Below are 17173 nucleotides of genomic sequence, written 5' to 3'. Positions count from 1 at the left end.
TCTCCGGTAGACCCTGATGCAGGCCGTTACCCGGAGTAGTGGTGCATGCAGCTGAAGACCCGTGACCGACTGACACTAAGGCAGCTGCGCTACACGCTGGCCATCGCCTTGCTGCTCGGCTTGGTGCTCAGCGCTATCCAGGTAGCAAGAGACTACGCACAACACAACCATAACACAAACCTGTCGGCCCTAAGGGCTTTGGATGCCTTTCATTATGCAGGCGTCCAGGCTGCCTATACACTTGATACAGACTTGGCCAATGATGTTGTGCGTGGCCTAGTTGCCGACGGCCCCATCGTGTCGGCCCGAATCATCAGTGACCTGGGTGACCGCTTGGCTGCTATTGAAGTGGCTCCGGACGAAGAATCGGCTCTATATGAACTTCTTTTTGATAAACCCAACGTTGTACGACGGGACCTTACCAAGGTGCAGCCCGGGGGTAGAATCGAAAGCATCGGGGTTCTGGAAGCCGAAATATCGCCCAGAAGAACGGCCGGCCCGTTCCTGGAACGGGCTGTTCTCAACCTGATCAGCGTTCTGGTCCAAACCGTTGCCTTGGCCGCCCTTCTGTCGCTGGTTTACCTGCACACCACAACACGGCCATTAACGCAGATTGTTGCCCGCCTGCATGAACCGGAAGAGAATGCCGCGTTCCTGCGCGAACTTCCCATCCCACGCGGGCATGAGAACGACGAAATCGGCTTCCTTGTCCTCTCCTTCAACCGCCTGCTCCGCTCTGCCGAAGCAGAGTTGCAGGCCAGACGCCTGGCCGAAGAGAATCTCCGCAAGTCCAACGATGCCCTTGAGTTGCGCGTTGAGGAACGCACATCCCACCTTAATCAAGAAATCATGGAACGGCGCTCGGTCGAGGAGGCATTGCGCCAAAGCGAAGAGCGTTTCAAGGACCTGACCGAGGTTTCTTCCGACTGGTTCTGGGAAACAGGCCTGGATGGTCGCATCTCCCTCGTCTCGGATCGCTTCTTCAGCGTGTCCGGTCTGGCACGGGAACGCATTGTTGGCCGACGCCTGAGCGAACTGGTTGGAAACGGAACCATATCAGACGTCAGCCAAGGAGCGGACTCCATTGAAGAAATGATGGAGCAGCGCGCACCTCTCATCCGTTATGACATGAGCATGCAGGGTATAGAGGAACGGCTCTACTTCCGCATCAATGCCAAGCCCGTTTACGACTTCAACGGCGACTTTACCGGCTACCGCGGGACAGGGCGCGATATTACCCAAAGTCGCCTGTTCGAGACACGCCTGGACGAAGCAAGGACAGAAGCTGAACGTGCCAATGCCGCGAAGTCCCACTTCCTGGCCAGCATGAGCCATGAGCTGAGAACACCTCTCAATGCCATTCTTGGCTTTGCACAGCTGTTGCGGGCCGCATCGGCGAATGCACTGACTACGGCCCAGAAAAAATACGTTCAGCACATTCTGGATGCCGGTGATCACCTGCTGCGTCTGATCAACGAAATTCTTGACCTTGCACGTATTGAAGCCGGCAAAGTTGATCTTTCGGTGGAAAATGTTGACGTCAGGCTTCTGGTAACGGAATCAACAGCCCTGCTGGAACCCTTGGCCGCAAAGCGGCAAATCACCATTCATGCAGAAGGCAGTACCGACCCCGTCTTCGTCATGGCTGACCGCTCGCGTCTGAAGCAGGTGATCATCAACCTGGGCTCCAACGCCATCAAGTACAATCGTGAAGCCGGGCATGTGTACTTCAAGATCGGCCCCGCACCGGAAGCCGGGCACGTCCGGGTTACGGTCCAAGATACCGGCATCGGCATTGCGCCGGAAATGCTCAAGAAAGTCTTTGAACCATTCAACCGACTGGGTGCTGAGGCAACCAACATCGAAGGAACCGGCATTGGCCTGACCGTCACCAGCCAGATCCTAGCACATATGAATGGTAAGATTGGAGTAGAGAGCACACAGGGTGTCGGCTCTTCGTTCTGGTTTGATCTGCCTGCCGGCGACAACACCGTCAAAGCCAAGAAAGAGGAAATCGTCGAGGAACTTCCCGCCGGAAGCGGCGAGAAACCTCTCAAGGTCCTTTATGTTGAAGACAATCCAGCAAACCGGGATCTGATGCGCGACGTCATGGACCTGCGCGAGAATGTCACCTTGGTCATGGCCGAAGACGGCGCCACCGGTATTTCAATGGCACTGTCCGAAAAACCCGATCTCATTCTTCTGGACATACACCTGCCAGACATGACCGGTATTGAAATTGCACAAAGGCTGCGTGGCGGTGTTCTGGATCGCCCCGTCCCGATCATTGCTGTCAGCGCCGGTGCCATGAAGAAAGATATCGAGCGGGCACGCGATGCCGGCATCGATGACTATATCTGCAAACCCTTCAATATAAGCCAGATGCTGACCCTGCTGGATCAGGTTGCAGATGGAAGCTACAAGTCCGGAACCCTGTCATCGGACAAGACATAGGGCTGAGCACCACATCTCTGGCAGGATTTTTATCCTCAGCATCTGTGGATAAGTTCGGTCTTTTCCTGTTGGCAGTGCTGTTCACCACAGCCGGACTGAGAGAATCACGGGGATGCCTATAAAATAGGCAAATTCCTGACGGAAGCCAGACGATAGAATCCGCATAGGCGCTACAGCACTATGCATCCGATGAACGCGCCACCACATGACGGCCCAACCGATCCAATATTGCTCGCAGCTCTGGATCGGTTACATCATCCAAGAGATCATTTAATTCCTCTTCCTCTTGATGCGAGAGCTTTCTGGGAGGAGCAACACGTGATGACCGTGGAGGAAGAGGAAGCGGAGCCTGTATGATCTTGATCCGGGCCACAGCCTGATAACCGAAATACCGATTGATTGTATCAAGAATGAACAGGCGATCGTGATCAAGCTTGAGAGCAACAGGTCCTGATGCCGCACGAATCAGCAGTTCCCCATTTGCACGCGTTCCCTTGGAAAAACGCAACTGCTCGGGCATAGTCTGTTTTGCGACAGCCTCACCGACAATGGCCGCCCAGTTGGCTATCAGACTGCCCTCGGCGAGCCCGTTTTTCCCCAGAATTGGACGTGATACCAAGTCACTGACAGCACCAACAGCCAACGGACCCCGGGCCAACCTGCGGGAGGCAGCAGCGAAAGCTGGTTTTCCAGAACCGGGCAAAGACTTGGACAAAAGACAACCATCCAACAAGAAGACACCAGAAAACATGGGACAACGCCTTGCATTTGGCAAGGCCTGCCTTCAGTGTAAGCGCCGCACAGAACCGAACAATGACCGACCATGACATCTGCATCACCGGATACCATTCTGCTTGCCTGGTATGATCGCAATCACCGACACCTCCCATGGCGCAGTCCACCGGGCATGTACGCCGATCCCTATCATGTCTGGCTGTCCGAAATCATGTTGCAGCAAACAACTGTGGCAGCCGTCCGGCCTTATTATCTGACCTTCCTCTCGCGGTGGCCAACGGTTGAAGCCCTTGCCGCAGCTGATGATGCGGACGTCATGGCTGCATGGGCGGGCCTTGGGTACTACGCACGGGCGCGTAACCTGCTGTCCTGCGCACGCATCATTGTCAGGGATCATGGCGGCCATTTTCCCGGTACAGAGCAAGCCTTGCTCATGCTCCCCGGAATCGGGGCCTATACGGCTGCGGCCATTGCGTCCATCGCTTTCGGACAGCGGGCCGTGGTTGTGGATGGCAACGTCGAACGTGTCATGGCCCGACTGCACGCGGTAACAGACCCTCTCCCCGGGGCAAAGAAACACCTGCGCACCCTTGCAGATGCCCTTACTCCACAGCAGCGCTGTGGTGATTATGCACAGGCTGTTATGGACCTGGGAGCCACGCTGTGCTCCCCACGCAGCCCGAATTGTCAGATATGCCCGTGGGTCAGTCTGTGCAAGGGGTACCACCAGGGCATAGCAGCAGAACTACCGTACAAAACGGCCAAGGCAAAGCGGCCCGGCCGCTACGGAACCGTGTTCTGGATCACCGAGCCCAAAGGCGCTGTCCTGCTGAGGCAACGCCCACCAAAAGGGCTTCTGGGCGGCATGACCGAAATTCCGTCCACTCCATGGCAGGAAACTCCATGGACACTGGAAAATGCAACATCCCACGCCCCGATACAGGGAGAGACATGGCACACAATTGCGGGAACGGTGCACCACACGTTCTCTCATTTTGACCTGGAGCTAGAGGTTATTACCGGAACAGTCGCACAGACAGGAAACATCGCCGGACGCTGGGTCAAGCCGGAACACTTTGATCAGGAAGCGCTACCCAGTGTCATGCGGAAAGTGATCCGGCACATGCAGAAACAGGACACAGGCTGAACAGACAACGCACCTCCAACCCCGGTCACAAGGACAGGGCAATCAGGGGACAGACGCGCCGGCAGGAGCGGTATCCCCCGCACCGGATGAAGAGGAGGGCATGCGGCCACGCGCCCACTCAACCTCAAAACGTCGCGCCGCAGCCGATGGATTCTGGAGCTGAACACGGAAACCCGTTGTATCACCGGCTGCCAGTTCGGTAACCGGGGCCTGCGCGGCCAGCTCCTGGACAACACGACCGGTCCCGTCAAAGAGCACAAGGCGAATAAAAGGAACAAGACGGGAACTAGAGGAGGTATTGGCCACAAAACCACGCACAACCAAGTTATCAACCCCGCCATGCAGGACACGTTCCCCGGTCACCTCGCGGAAGGTAAGACCAAGACCGGGGATATCAATCTCTATACCAACCATCCGGAACAGGGCCTCGGCATCCTCATAGGTCTTTACAATCGGCACACGCCAGAACCAGGCCGCACCAGCCATAACCCCAACAACAATGACTAGGAACAGGATCGAGGAGAACAGAGTCCGGATCCACCCGCCACCACTTGTCTTCTTGCGCACAAAGGGTGACGCAATATCATCGCCGTCGGGGAAGTCCGGAAAATCGGGAATGGCATCGTCATCGCGACTGACAAGACCAGAAAATTCCTCAAGCGCATCGTCACCATGACGCGGCGAGTCAGAATCGTCCGCTTCCAGTGGATCGAGACGAGCCAAGGCGTCATCATCTTCCGCATCATGGGCGCTGGCGGCGTCAACAGGCCCCATGGGATCAAAATCCGGATCCTCGCCGATATCACCGATGATATCAGAGGCAACCGGATCAATATCAACCTCGGCATCGTCATCAGGGGATGGCGGCGGCTCGGCCTCCATTGGAAGATCGGACACCGGTGGCAAGGGTTCCGGGGGCAAAGGATCAGGAGGGAGCGGAGCCGGCGGCTCGACAACAGGCGCAGATTCTGCAGGCGCCTGGACAGGCGCCGCAGAGGGCGGCATCTGCCGCCACAAATGGCCGCACTGCGAGCATTTCAGCCTGCGCCCGTTCGGACCGATCGCCCCTTCGGGCACGGAGAAAAGAGTCGCGCAATTGGGACAGGTAATATCCATGAACGTATCTGTCAGCCCCGGTGTATCTTGTCTCTTATAGAACGGGGTCTGCCCTGAAACAAGCATAGCGGTATCGAACAGAAAAACATGGCTGCCGATTTGACTCTCCGCTCCCTGTGGACGCAGACGACAGCCTGTGCCAATCTGCGCTCCGGCCCGCATGGAACAAAGGACAGGGTCTGCGTGACATACCTACCCAGAGGTCAGGACAAAAAAACCGTAAACGTTGCAGGTGAGCGCGGTGGCTCGGCCATCCGCCTCGAGTGCGTTGGCCTGCGCTATGGCAACGGGCCAGAAGTCCTGCAGGATATCAGCTTCAATCTCCCCCCCGGCTCCTTCCATTTCCTGTGCGGGCCTTCGGGGGCTGGAAAAACCTCGCTTCTCAGCCTGTTATACTTGGCAAGGCGCCCCTCGCGCGGGCGGCTGTCCCTGTTTGATATCGACGTTGGTGCCATCAGTCGAAAAGATCTTCCTGCCCTGCGGCGACGGATCGGCGTTGTATTCCAGGAGTTCAGGCTTATGGACCACCTATCAACTCTTGATAACGTGGCCCTCCCCCTGAGAGTTGCCGGCGTATCGGAAGCCAGCATACAACGGCATGTTCCTGAACTTCTGGAGTGGGTTGGTCTGGAAAAATACATGCACACCAAGCCGGCAATTCTTTCTGGCGGGCAAAAACAACGGGTTGCCATTGCACGGGCCGTCATCAACAGACCCGACATCCTGGTGGCTGATGAAGCGACAGGCAATGTTGACGCAGAAACAGCAACCCGGCTGATGCATTTGTTCATGGAACTAAACCGGCTTGGCACCACCATTGTCATGGCGACCCACAACGAAGAGCTTTTACGGCGTTTCCCCGCACCTTGCCTTATGCTTCAGGATGGCCACGTCAGTATTTCAGAAAGCCCTGCCACCGCGTTCATACCCGGGGGAGAATCTGTATCATGATAGCTGGATGGTTCCGTACCGATCTGCCTGTTGCAACAGACCCCGCAGGTCACTTTCTGCCTTGGCTGGTCGCTATCATGACATTTCTGGCTGCCATGGCGTTAACGGGTGCTCTGACCCTCAGCAGTCTGTCCACACGGTGGGAGAGCACGATGACCGGCACCCTGACCATACAAATCCCTGCCATGGCGGGGGATACAGGGCCGGGCAGTGCAACGCATAAACGTATCGACCACATTGCGCGGAGCCTTGAAACACTGCCGGGCGTACAACGTGCAGAGCCTATTCCAGCAGAACACGTCGCAACGCTTCTGGAGCCATGGCTTGGTGCCGGGAACTTGGCCCACGAACTCCCGCTTCCACATTTGATTGATGTATCGTTGGATGGAGGAAGTGGCAGTGACCTTGCCGTGCTGGAAAAGCACCTGCAGGCCATAGCCCCCGGAACAACAATCGATGATCACCGGGTATGGCTGTCACGGCTGATCAAGGCTTCGGTTATCCTGCGCCTTCTGGCCTGGATTATGCTCTCCCTTGTTGTGGGTGCAACAACGGCCACTGTTGTCCACGCAACCCGGGCGTCGCTGGCCGTTCATCGTCCACAGATCGAAGTGATGCATCTGGTGGGAGCAACAGACAGCTATATTGCAGGGCAGTTCGCCCGCCGGACCTGCATACATGCCGTGGCGGGCAGCCTTCTGGGGCTTGTACTGGCATGGCCTGCCCTGTGGGGTGTACGCTCCATCCTGGCCGACATCGACGGCGGCCTGATACCGGAAACATCTGTTGATGCCTTGCATGTTGTCGCATTATGCAGCCTGCCATTCCTGGCCGCCGGGCTTGCTGTCCTGACGACACGGATCACCGTACGTCGGCAGCTGGCACACATGCTCTGAACGCCCTGCTCACCTCCTGTCGCCACCAACAGGAACAACGCCCATGGTTCTGACCCGGTTTCTTCTCCGCCTTTGTGCAAGCCTGACCATAACGGGGCTGGCTTTTTTGGCTCTATGGCTTCCGGGGCTTGTCTGGTTCACAGCCACCATGCCGGACCAAGTGGAAGACAGCAGCACCCGAACCGACGCAATCGTAGTACTGACCGGTGGCAGCGAGCGGATGCAGACCGGCTTCCGACTTCTGGAACAAGGCATGGGGTCCGTGCTGTTCATTTCCGGGGCCGGGCCAGGCACCACACCGGGAGAGCTTCTGCGCGACTCCGGAACCCTGAAACCGGAAGCCCTGCGGAGTCACATAGAACTGGGGCACATTGCTGCTGATACAGTTGGGAACGCTTGGGAAACCGCCATATGGTTACGGAGTCACGGCTTGAGCTCCATGCGTCTGGTAACCGGCAGCTACCACATGCGGCGCAGTCTTCTGGAATTCCAGGCTGCCATGCCAGAAGCCACCATTATTCCACATCCTGTATTTCCCGGGCTTGTAAAGCAGGATAACTGGTGGCAATACCCTGGAACAGCAGCTCTTTTTGCCACAGAGTATACAAAGTATCTGTTGGCACGGCTCCGCTTGTCCCTTCCCGATGCACCGGGAATACCAAAACCGGTCACGGGGATACCGGTTGCAAAGCTACATATGTTTCAAAAAGACGGAGCCCATCCACAGTGATCCTGCTTGTTGTTCTGCGTTCGCTTGTCTTCAATATTTTTTATGTCGTGTGGACAGTCGCAATCGGCGTTGTGCTGATGCCTCTTTTGCTTGTACCCGGGCGACGGTCAATGCTGGCAGCACGGTGGTGGGCCTATGGCCTGGTTTTCGGCGCACGCTTCCTGTGCGGTATTCGCTGGCGTGAGGAAGGACGGGAGCACCTGCCCCAAGGGCCCTGCATTATCATGAGCAAGCACCAGTCAACATGGGAAACACTGTATTTCCCGATGGTTCTGGGAAAGCCTGTTTATGTTCTGAAGAAAGAACTGCTATCTGTTCCGATTGTTGGCTGGCATATGCGGAAATCCGGGATGATCGCCGTCGACCGCAAGGCCGGGGCAACGGCCATGAAGGTCATGCTGCGGGGTGTAGAAGAGGCCCTTGGGCGCGAATCCCAGATCATCCTGTTCCCCGAAGGAACACGCACCCAGACAACCGAATACATGCCATTCCAGCCGGGAGCAGCTGCCTTGTATTCACGCTTTGGCAAGTCTGTTCCCGTTGTTCCGGTTGCTCTCAATACCGGCATGTTCTGGGCCCGCAGTTCATTCATGCGCTATCCGGGAGAGATTGTGGTCCGCTACCTGCCACCTGTTCCGCCGGGACTGGACCGCGAAACCTTCAACAGGACGATCGAGGACGCAATCAACAACACATCCCGTACACTGTGCGGCCTGCCCCTGCCGATGGAAAGTACAGCGGGGGCAGACAGCTCAACAGACCCGACACACCTTCAGGCTTCATGAACAAGGTGACGTCCTCTAGTGCGCGCCAGCCCATGTATCCGCAACGCCCGTATCCACGATCAGCGGAACCGACAATACAGCCGCACGCTCCATGACCGATCGCACGACAGAACGGGTCTCATCGACCTGATCCCGGGGCACATCGAAAACCAGCTCGTCATGAACCTGCAACAGTAACTGTGCCCGCAGCCCTTTCTCCTCCAGAGCCAATGGCAGTGCAATCATCGCCTTCTTCAGGATATCGGCCGCACTGCCCTGTATCGGGGCATTCACAGCAGCCCGTTCGGCAAAGGCACGCTGGGCCGGGTTTTTGCTCTGGATATCCGGTGTAAAGCACTTGCGGCCGGACAAGGTTCTTACAAATCCCTGCCGGCGCGCCTGCTCGATTGTCTGCTCCATATAATCGCGAATTTCCGGGAACATGGCAAAATACGCATCGATGAACGCCTTGGCCTCTCCGTTGGAAATGCCAAGCTGACGCGCAAGGCCAAAGGCCGATATGCCGTAAATAATCCCGAAATTGATCGCCTTGGCCCGCCGGCGCAGCATCGGATCCATTCCCGCAACAGGCACCCCGAAAACACGGCTTGCCGTCATGGCATGAATATCCTGGTCGTTGTGGAAGGCGTCCCTGAGAGCGCTAACAGAAGCAACATGGGCCACCAAGCGCAGTTCGATCTGTGAATAGTCTGCCGACAGCAACACGCAGCCCGGACGCGCCACAAATGCTTGCCGGATTTTGCGCCCCTCCTCGGTCCGTATCGGAATATTCTGCAAATTTGGATCATTGGACGACAGCCGCCCCGTGGTCGTGACTGTCATCGCAAAACGCGTATGGACCCTGCCGGAACGAGGGTTGATCTGACGCACCAAGGCATCGGTATAGGTGCTTTTCAGCTTGGCAAGGGCCCGCCAGTCCAGAACCTTCTGCGGCAACGCATGCCCTTCGGCGGCCAGAGACTCCAGTACCTCGGCATCTGTTGACCATGCACCAGTCCGGGCACTTTTCCTGCCGCCTTTCAGCCCCATCCGACCAAACAGGATATCACCCAGCTGTTTGGGAGAGGCCACATTGAAAGCCTCACCCGCCAGATCCTGTATGTCAGCCTCCAAGGTCACCATGCGTCCTGCAAAGTCAGATGACAGGGACTCGAGCGCCGTACGATTGACGGCAATCCCCTCCTCTTCCATGGCGAACAAGACAGGTATCAGGGGACGGTCGAGCATCTCATAAACAGCCACCATACGTTCCGCTGTCAGCCGGTCACGAAACAGTGTATGCAAGCGCAGGGTGATGTCGGCGTCTTCGGCAGCATAGGACAAGGCCTTGTCCAGAGGAACCTGATCAAAGGTAACCGCAGCCTTGCCCTTCCCGCACACATCCTCATAGCGGATGGTCTGGTACCCCAGATGGCGCTCCGCCAGTTCATCCATACCATGACCGTGGCTGGCAGCATCCAGCACATAGGACAACACCATCGTATCATCCACCGGCGTCAACACGAGTCCCTCGCGGGCTAGGACATGAAGGTCAAACTTGATGTTGTGCCCAACCTTGAGAACACTGCGATCCAGAAAGAGAGACTGCAGGATGGCGACCGCATCTGCTATTGCAACTTGCTGCGGTTTTTCCGGCACTGGTCCTGCCAGAAGATCACCCTGTTGCTGCTGCATTCCATGCCGCAGGGGAATGTAGCAGGCCTGCCCCGGACCAACCGCCAAAGAAATGCCGACAAGACGCGCCTGCATGGGATCCAGGCCATCGGTTTCAGTATCCACGGCCACAATGCCTATCTGCATGGCCCGGTCCACCCACCGCTGCAGAGCCTGAAGGTCCTGTACCAGTTCATAGGACACCGACTCTTCTGCCTTGCCTGCAGCAGCCCCGGTCTCTGCTTCTCCGTACGGAACAACAGAGGCTGTGCGGGCACGCACCATCGACAGCAGCCGGCGGAATTCCATCGTCTCAAGAAATGGAACCAGAACATCCGGGTCCGGAGCACGCCGGGCAAAAGACTCAAGTGGCACCGGTACCGGCACATCCTGACGCAATGTCACCAGCTGACGCGAAATACGGGCAGCATCAGCATGCTCGATCAAACTTGCCCGCCGCTTGGGCTGACGAATCTCGGGCGCACGCAACAACAGGGTATCCAGATCACCGTATTCCGTAATCAAGGCGGCTGCAGTCTTGATCCCGATCCCCGGCACCCCGGGCACATTATCGGAAGCATCGCCGGCCAAAGCCTGCACATCAACGACCTTCTCCGGCGCAACGCCAAACTTGTCGAGCACGGCCTCCGGACCGATCGTCTTGTTCTTCATGGCGTCGTAGAGCGCGACCCCCTCCCCGACCAGCTGCATCAGATCCTTGTCGGAGGAGACAATCGTCACCCTCATTCCCTGCTGACGGGCCATAAGGGTGTAGGTTGCGATCAGGTCATCGGCCTCGAATCCATCCATTTCCACATGAGCCACGCCAAGCGCTGCTGTTGCCTCGCGAATCAGGGAGAACTGGGGAACCAGATCCTCGGGCGGGGGAGGACGATGCGCCTTGTAATCCGCATAAATATCGTTCCGGAAAGACCGGCGAGCGGCATCAAAGATAACCGCCACATAGTCCGCATCCGTGTCCTCGACCAGCTTCATCATCATGCTGGTGTACCCGGACACCGCATTTGTCGGGGTACCGTCGCTACGGGACAGGGGAGGCAAGGCATGATAGGCGCGAAAGATGTAACCAGATCCATCAACCAGAAAGAGATGCTTCATATCACGCCCTTGCGCCTCAAAAACCACAACGCCCCGCAAGATCGTCCTGCAGGGCGGACACACAAAACCAAGGTAATGCCATTAAAAAGACATCATGCAGGACCCGGAATCAGACACCGTCCCATAGCGGGTATCAATGCCCCCCGGCTGCCGAGGCACCAGCCTTCAGGACAAATTTGCGGGAACAATACGGGCAAACAATGTCATGGCTGTCTGGATCCAGATGCAGATATACCCTGGGGTGACCTTGGGCAGGCGAACCCCCGTCGCAGGACGTTTCCATGGATTCGACCTCGACCGTCTCGGTCACAGTGACTGTGGCAGTATGGGACATTGTTTCCTGTCTCCGTGTATAATGAACCACGCCCGGATACAAATGATACCCGGTATAACCCTGCGATCAATGCCACAGTCACAGCAACCCAGCCAACCGGAAAAGTCACAGCAATGCCCGTTTCACACCAGGACTGCCCAGATAACGCGATCTCGCTGCACAACGTCTGCAAGGTTTACCCGGCCAGAGGCGGTGCCGGACCAAAAGTTGCTCTTGACAACATCACCCTGGACATCCCGCGCGGGTCTTTTTTTGCTCTTCTCGGACCGAACGGAGCCGGTAAGTCAACATTAATCAATATTCTGGCCGGACTGGTGCGCAAGACCTCGGGCACGGTACGGATCTGGAACAACGACCTGGACCAGCAGGAACGGCAGGCCCGCCTGTCCATCGGGGTCGTGCCACAGGAACTGAACCTTGACCCCTTTTTCAGCCCGCGCGAGCTTCTGGAAGTTCAGGCAGGCCTGTATGGCGTACCGGCCAAAGAAAGACGCACGGATGACATCCTGGCCACGGTCGGACTCAGTGACAAAGCACATTCCTATGCCCGGACCCTCTCCGGGGGCATGCGCCGCCGCCTTTTGGTAGCCAAGGCCATGGTCCACAGTCCGCCGATTCTTGTTCTTGATGAACCAACAGCCGGCGTTGATATCGAACTGCGTCAACAGTTGTGGGAACAGGTGCGGGCCATGAACCGTAGGGGAACAACCGTCATCCTGACAACCCATTACCTGGAAGAGGCCGAGGAGTTATGCGACCGGATTGCCATCATCAATCGCGGTAAACTCGTTGCGTGTGACACGACATCCGCTCTTCTTGGTCGCCTGGACAACAAGACACTGACAATCATGGTCCATGAACCCCTCAGTTCCCTGCCGGATGCCATTGCCCTTGTAGGAGGAGACATTGATACAACACGCAATGCTGTTGTCTTTCGTTACCGTCCCTCCGAGGCAAAAATACCTGAGTTTCTGGAAGCCGTCCACCGGGCCGGCTACAGCATTCGCGACCTGAGCACGGATGAAGCGGATCTGGAGGATATCTTCCTGCAGCTGACTGGCACCGGGTGTCAGACACGACAAAGCGCCTGAACACCATGCACAGCACCGGCACCTTTGTCATGAGGGACGGCAAGGCTCTGCCCATGCAGGCGTGGCTGCCCGATTTGGCTGAGCCAGACAGCATCGTGCTGGGCCTGCATGGCTTCAATGACCATAGCTCTGCCTTTGCCGGCGCCGGTGCATGGTTGTCAGAACAGGTCATAGCCCTATACAGCTATGACCAGCGGGGATTCGGACGAAATCCTGATGCAGGCCATTGGCCGGGAGATGCTGCACTGGTTCAGGATGCGACCTGTATTCTGAACCAGATACGTGCACTGTGGCCCCAAAAGCCCCTGTTTCTTTTCGGGGAAAGCATGGGCGGAGCTGTCGCTCTCTGTCTTCTGACGCAAACAGAAAAAATTCATGTGGACGGGGCTATCCTCTCTGCACCCGCTGTCTGGTCCAAGGCATCCATGCCGCGTACATACCGAGCCTTTCTTTTCGTCATGAATCGCCTGTTTCCCAAAAAAACGCTGAACACACGGACCTCACGGATACGCCCGAGCGATAATCCGGACACCCTCGCGTACTGGAAAAATGACCCTTTCGTCATAAGAGATGTCAGGATAGACGCCCTGCACGGCGTTACAGCTCTGATGGACAAGGCTTGGTCAGTCTGTCCAACCGTGACAACACCGCTGCTGTGGCTACACGGGAAGCATGATCCTGTCATCCCACTGAAAGCCGTGCAGACTGCAATGTGTGTTATGCCGGCGCAATCCTGCAAGATCGTTGTCTACCCGGAAGGCTGGCACCTCCTGTTCCGCGATACCTGTCGGGCAGATGTGCTCCGCGACGTAACACACTGGGTCAAGAACATAACCTAAGAGCAAACTCTCTCCGGCAGCACCACGTTCTTGAAAGGCGACTGGCGGCTCCACAGTGATTTTGTCGCGACACCAGAGTCACGCACCAGCATCAGCGCCTTGCGGCGCCCGTTATACGGGAAGCGCGTAATGCAAAGACTGGACGGGCCTGCCATTCCCGTGGCCCGCGGCAGAACCTTGGTAATGCATGTACGAGTCTCTTCTGTTTCGCACGCGATCGCACACAAAAGCGAGGCAAGACTCCAGGATACATCGACGGCATCGGTTTTGTTCTGGAACACGTCACCAAAGAAAATCCTCGCACTGGCATTCACTGCCTCGATTCGACCAATATCGAGATCAAGGATCACGATCGGATCGGGCATGTTTTCGAACAGAAGGCGCCAACGATCACTCCCTTCTTTCAAGGCTGCCTCAGCCTCCCGGCGGCGGGAAACATCACGTATCATCAGCATGACAGCACGAGCTCCGCAGAATGTCACGGGACGCCCACCAACCTCGACATGCGCAATAGATCCATCACGACATAACAAGCGTTCTTCAACATAAGGCAAGGGATGCCCTCCCATGGCCAGTCGTGTGCGAGCCGAAGCACGGTCGTGCAAATCATCCGGCACTAATGTCATGAAGGTCACACCAATCAAGCTGTCGGCATCTGGATAACCCAGGATTCTGGCTGCTGCCGCATTGGCGGAAACAATAGAACCACTGACGTGAACGAGCAGCGCATCAGGGCACAAATCTGATAGTGCGTTGTAGCGACTTTCCGCTTCCTCCAGGGTTCTGGAATACTCACGAACCCGCTTCTCCAGTGCCTTCCTGTGCGTCGCAGACTCGGATGCCGAAGAAGATCCAGTTCGTAGAGAAGAGACAGAGGAACCCAGTTCCCGGCGCATAAAAACCAAGGTTCCCATAAGGAGAAGGCCCGTCGTCAGTGCCACAGCCGTAATTTCAAAGACAACAACATCGACAGGAACGGAAGGAGCAGCGATGAGGCAAGAACCGACAGAGACAGCAGATACTATGGCAGAAGCGACAAAACCGACAGACAGCACATGGCTCGGTGTACGACGCCTGTAGATCACTCCAAGCCCAAGGCCAAGACCGCACAGAACAAGATACGAAACACATCCCCCACTGGCTACGTGACGCAGCATGTCGACCGGCAACGCAGCCAGTGCAGCACCGAATCCCACCAGAGGACCAACCAGAATGGACAGACAAAAGCTGACAACCATTCCGGCCACATCTGTAGCATCTATCCCTGTGATCACAGATCCATATGCCAAATCAGGAACCCGCAAGGAGACAGCTAGTGTCAGCAGCGTAGCCACAATAATAATCATGGCACCATACACTGAAAACACGACCAAACGTGACCACCCCACAAGGCAATCCAGGAAACGCAAGGCAAACCCAAGCGAGAAAACGGTTGCGGCGACCGTTAAAAGACAGAAAAGCGCACTGCTACCCGGAATCTGAGACACCGGAGAATCCCCCATGCTTGTATGGCTGTGTTTTGTCTGGCGGAATCTACCGATAAATCAGGGCTGGCTCCACACCACCAATCATAATTGCCACATAATAGACATATAATCACAATATGCTGTTTACAATAACTATTAATGATTTTAATCACATGAATTCAGCGAATGTCTCATGCTGATACAATATGGATTGTATATACTATTTGTTTATTACGCATCCTTCTCATGCCATACACACACACCTGCATATCACCCCTATATAAAGTGAAAACGTTCACCAGGGCAGCTGGAACAAGCCGACCACAAACAAGGCTGAACAAACAAGGCCGCGTCACACTCTCTGTGCAGGGTTTCCCATGCTCAACAACAGCAATACATGCTGAAAAAAAACTGCTACACATGTGCCCTGCACACACGGCGCTCACTCGCCTGCCTCCGCAAAAAAAAACGGATCCATGCCATGACTGCTTTTTCCATTCCGACTGTTCGCCACCCTGACGCCAGAGGCATCCTGGATGACTTGGTACAGTCTGCCCGTCGTGCAGGTGCCGATGCTGCTGACGGTCTCTTGATTGACGGTCGGTCCATTTCCGTAACCTGCCGGAATGGAAAACTGGAAACCTTGGAACAAGCGGAAGGCGGCGATATCGGGCTTCGGGTCCTGATCGGCAAACGTCAGGCTATCGTCTCATCAGGAGATCGCAGCAAGGCAGCTCTTGCAGAACTGGTAGAACGCGCCATGGCCATGGCGCGCACCGTCCCCGAAGATCACTTTGCCGGACTGGCTGACCCATCTGACCTGGCCCGCACCATTCCGGATCTGGACAGTTTTGACCCAAGGGAAGCTTCTGCAGACGAATTGATCGGCATGGCACGCGCCGCAGAAGAAGCCGCGCGCTCTGTATCAGGCGTTACCAACTCCGAAGGCGCAGATGCTTCGTGGGGTGCATCAACGGTCACGCTGGTCGCATCCAATGGCTTCGAACACAGCTACCGCACTTCAGGTTCCTCACTGTCTGTATCAGTCATTGCCGGAGAAGGTAGTGACGGTATGGAACGTGATTATGAGTGGACCTCTGCGGTCTGGTTGTCTGATCTGGTTGATCCACAGAGCGTGGGGCGCAAGGCAGGAGAACGCACGGTACGCAGGCTGGGGGCACGCAAGATCAAGACGTGCAAGGTGCCCGTCGTGTTCGAGTCACGGGTTGCCCGCGGGCTGGTTGGAAGCCTGTGCGGAGCCATCAATGGAGCCTCCATCGCACGTGGCACATCGTTTCTGAAAGACTCTCTCGGCCAGATGGTGTTTTCGCCCGGCATACACATCACTGAAGACCCTCACCGTCCGCGGGGGCTGCGATCACGCCCGGTTGATGCCGAAGGTCTGCCAACGGTGCGACGCCGCCTGATCGAGGACGGGGTTCTGACCACCTGGACCATGGACCTTGCATCCGCCCGGCAATTGGGTCTCAAAAGTACAGGACATGCCGTACGCGGGGTTTCCGCGCCACCGTCGCCCGGGGTTTCCAATGTCTGGCTGGAACCCGGCAAGGAAAGCCTTGATGCCATGCTGGCCCGGATCGGGACAGGGCTTATGGTCACGGACCTGTTCGGACAGGGTGTCAACATGGTTACCGGGGATTATTCCCGTGGATGTTCAGGGTTCTGGATTGAAAAGGGACAAATCGCCTTCCCGGTCCATGAAATTACTATTGCCGGAAACCTGAAAGACATGTTCCGCACCATGGTTCCGGCCAATGACCTGGAATTCCTTCAGGGAACCGACTCTCCATCTGTCTGCGTGGAGGGTATGACGATCGCAGGATCATGACATCCAGT

Annotated in this window: 14 protein-coding genes; 9 read left to right on the top strand and 5 right to left on the bottom strand. The window is 56.5% G+C overall.

Annotated features, from left to right (window positions below):
- Positions 1-45 precede the first annotated feature (45 nt).
- On the top strand, positions 46-2454 hold the full coding sequence (locus HEQ72_RS04685; protein ID WP_168020126.1) for an ATP-binding protein: 2409 nt from the start codon (positions 46-48) through the stop codon (positions 2452-2454).
- Positions 2455-2632: 178 nt separating this feature from the next.
- Here the strand turns inward: HEQ72_RS04685 and HEQ72_RS04680 are convergent, their stop codons facing one another.
- Positions 2633-3205 (bottom strand): DUF721 domain-containing protein, encoded by a 573-nt coding sequence (locus HEQ72_RS04680; protein ID WP_168022706.1) that lies wholly within the window; start codon positions 3203-3205, stop codon positions 2633-2635.
- 72 nt (positions 3206-3277) lie between these two features.
- Between HEQ72_RS04680 and mutY the strand changes: the two genes are divergently transcribed.
- Positions 3278-4336 (top strand): A/G-specific adenine glycosylase, encoded by a 1059-nt coding sequence (gene mutY / locus HEQ72_RS04675; RefSeq protein ID WP_168020120.1) that lies wholly within the window; start codon positions 3278-3280, stop codon positions 4334-4336.
- A gap of 42 nt (positions 4337-4378) precedes the next feature.
- On the opposite strand, the gene HEQ72_RS04670 is transcribed toward mutY, so the two are convergent.
- Positions 4379-5452 (bottom strand): DUF3426 domain-containing protein, encoded by a 1074-nt coding sequence (locus tag HEQ72_RS04670; RefSeq protein ID WP_168020117.1) that lies wholly within the window; start codon positions 5450-5452, stop codon positions 4379-4381.
- A 252-nt stretch (positions 5453-5704) separates the two neighbouring features.
- On the opposite strand from HEQ72_RS04670, the gene HEQ72_RS04665 reads away from it, so the two are divergent.
- From HEQ72_RS04665 to HEQ72_RS04650, 4 genes are read left to right on the top strand one after another with little or no spacing between them, the layout of a single operon-like run.
- Positions 5705-6403, top strand: a complete 699-nt coding sequence (locus HEQ72_RS04665; protein WP_322099216.1) for a cell division ATP-binding protein FtsE — start codon at positions 5705-5707, stop codon at positions 6401-6403.
- Positions 6400-7299 (top strand): cell division protein FtsX, encoded by a 900-nt coding sequence (locus tag HEQ72_RS04660; protein ID WP_168020114.1) that lies wholly within the window; start codon positions 6400-6402, stop codon positions 7297-7299. Before HEQ72_RS04665 ends, HEQ72_RS04660 begins: the two co-directional genes overlap by 4 nt.
- Before the next feature lie 43 nt (positions 7300-7342).
- A complete protein-coding gene (locus tag HEQ72_RS04655; RefSeq protein ID WP_168020113.1) occupies positions 7343-8029 on the top strand; it encodes a YdcF family protein in 687 nt (228 codons plus the stop codon).
- On the top strand, positions 8026-8814 hold the full coding sequence (locus tag HEQ72_RS04650; protein ID WP_168020112.1) for a lysophospholipid acyltransferase family protein: 789 nt from the start codon (positions 8026-8028) through the stop codon (positions 8812-8814). The genes HEQ72_RS04655 and HEQ72_RS04650 overlap by 4 nt, the downstream gene beginning before the upstream one ends.
- Before the next feature lie 15 nt (positions 8815-8829).
- Here HEQ72_RS04650 and polA read toward each other — a convergent pair whose 3' ends face one another.
- Together polA and HEQ72_RS04640 are read right to left on the bottom strand one after the other, a co-directional pair.
- Positions 8830-11586, bottom strand: coding sequence for a DNA polymerase I (gene polA, locus HEQ72_RS04645; RefSeq protein ID WP_168022705.1), 2757 nt, complete (start codon positions 11584-11586; stop codon positions 8830-8832).
- A gap of 133 nt (positions 11587-11719) precedes the next feature.
- Positions 11720-11920, bottom strand: coding sequence for a zinc-finger domain-containing protein (locus HEQ72_RS04640; protein WP_168020110.1), 201 nt, complete (start codon positions 11918-11920; stop codon positions 11720-11722).
- 113 nt (positions 11921-12033) lie between these two features.
- Here HEQ72_RS04640 and HEQ72_RS04635 point away from each other — a divergent pair, with 113 nt between their 5' ends.
- Positions 12034-13011, top strand: coding sequence for an ABC transporter ATP-binding protein (locus HEQ72_RS04635; RefSeq protein WP_168020109.1), 978 nt, complete (start codon positions 12034-12036; stop codon positions 13009-13011).
- A 29-nt stretch (positions 13012-13040) separates the two neighbouring features.
- On the top strand, positions 13041-13850 hold the full coding sequence (locus tag HEQ72_RS04630) for an alpha/beta hydrolase (RefSeq protein ID WP_168022704.1): 810 nt from the start codon (positions 13041-13043) through the stop codon (positions 13848-13850).
- Here HEQ72_RS04630 and HEQ72_RS11695 read toward each other — a convergent pair.
- Positions 13847-15337: a PAS domain-containing protein gene (locus HEQ72_RS11695; protein ID WP_168022703.1), complete on the bottom strand. Its 1491-nt coding sequence runs from the start codon at positions 15335-15337 to the stop codon at positions 13847-13849. The genes HEQ72_RS04630 and HEQ72_RS11695 overlap by 4 nt on opposite strands.
- A 460-nt stretch (positions 15338-15797) precedes the next feature.
- Here HEQ72_RS11695 and HEQ72_RS04620 point away from each other — a divergent pair, with 460 nt between their 5' ends.
- On the top strand, positions 15798-17165 hold the full coding sequence (locus HEQ72_RS04620; RefSeq protein WP_168022702.1) for a TldD/PmbA family protein: 1368 nt from the start codon (positions 15798-15800) through the stop codon (positions 17163-17165).
- The last annotated feature ends 8 nt before the right edge of the window (positions 17166-17173 follow it).

Origin of the sequence: Haematospirillum sp. 15-248 (genome assembly GCF_012102665.1) — a bacterium.
Taxonomy (GTDB): Bacteria; Pseudomonadota; Alphaproteobacteria; order Rhodospirillales; family Rhodospirillaceae; genus Haematospirillum.
This window is presented reverse-complemented; position numbering and strand designations above follow the sequence as displayed.

Coding starts and splice junctions, on each gene's coding strand:
- HEQ72_RS04630 (WP_168022704.1), top strand. CDS start 13,041: ATGAGGGACGGCAAGGCTCTGCCCATGCAGGCGTGGCTGCCCGATTTG.
- HEQ72_RS04635 (WP_168020109.1), top strand. CDS start 12,034: ATGCCCGTTTCACACCAGGACTGCCCAGATAACGCGATCTCGCTGCAC.
- HEQ72_RS04640 (WP_168020110.1), bottom strand. CDS start 11,920: ATGTCCCATACTGCCACAGTCACTGTGACCGAGACGGTCGAGGTCGAA.
- HEQ72_RS04680 (WP_168022706.1), bottom strand. CDS start 3,205: ATGTTTTCTGGTGTCTTCTTGTTGGATGGTTGTCTTTTGTCCAAGTCT.
- HEQ72_RS04660 (WP_168020114.1), top strand. CDS start 6,400: ATGATAGCTGGATGGTTCCGTACCGATCTGCCTGTTGCAACAGACCCC.
- polA (WP_168022705.1), bottom strand. CDS start 11,586: ATGAAGCATCTCTTTCTGGTTGATGGATCTGGTTACATCTTTCGCGCC.
- HEQ72_RS04655 (WP_168020113.1), top strand. CDS start 7,343: ATGGTTCTGACCCGGTTTCTTCTCCGCCTTTGTGCAAGCCTGACCATA.
- HEQ72_RS04685 (WP_168020126.1), top strand. CDS start 46: ATGCAGCTGAAGACCCGTGACCGACTGACACTAAGGCAGCTGCGCTAC.
- HEQ72_RS04670 (WP_168020117.1), bottom strand. CDS start 5,452: ATGGATATTACCTGTCCCAATTGCGCGACTCTTTTCTCCGTGCCCGAA.
- mutY (WP_168020120.1), top strand. CDS start 3,278: ATGACATCTGCATCACCGGATACCATTCTGCTTGCCTGGTATGATCGC.
- HEQ72_RS04620 (WP_168022702.1), top strand. CDS start 15,798: ATGACTGCTTTTTCCATTCCGACTGTTCGCCACCCTGACGCCAGAGGC.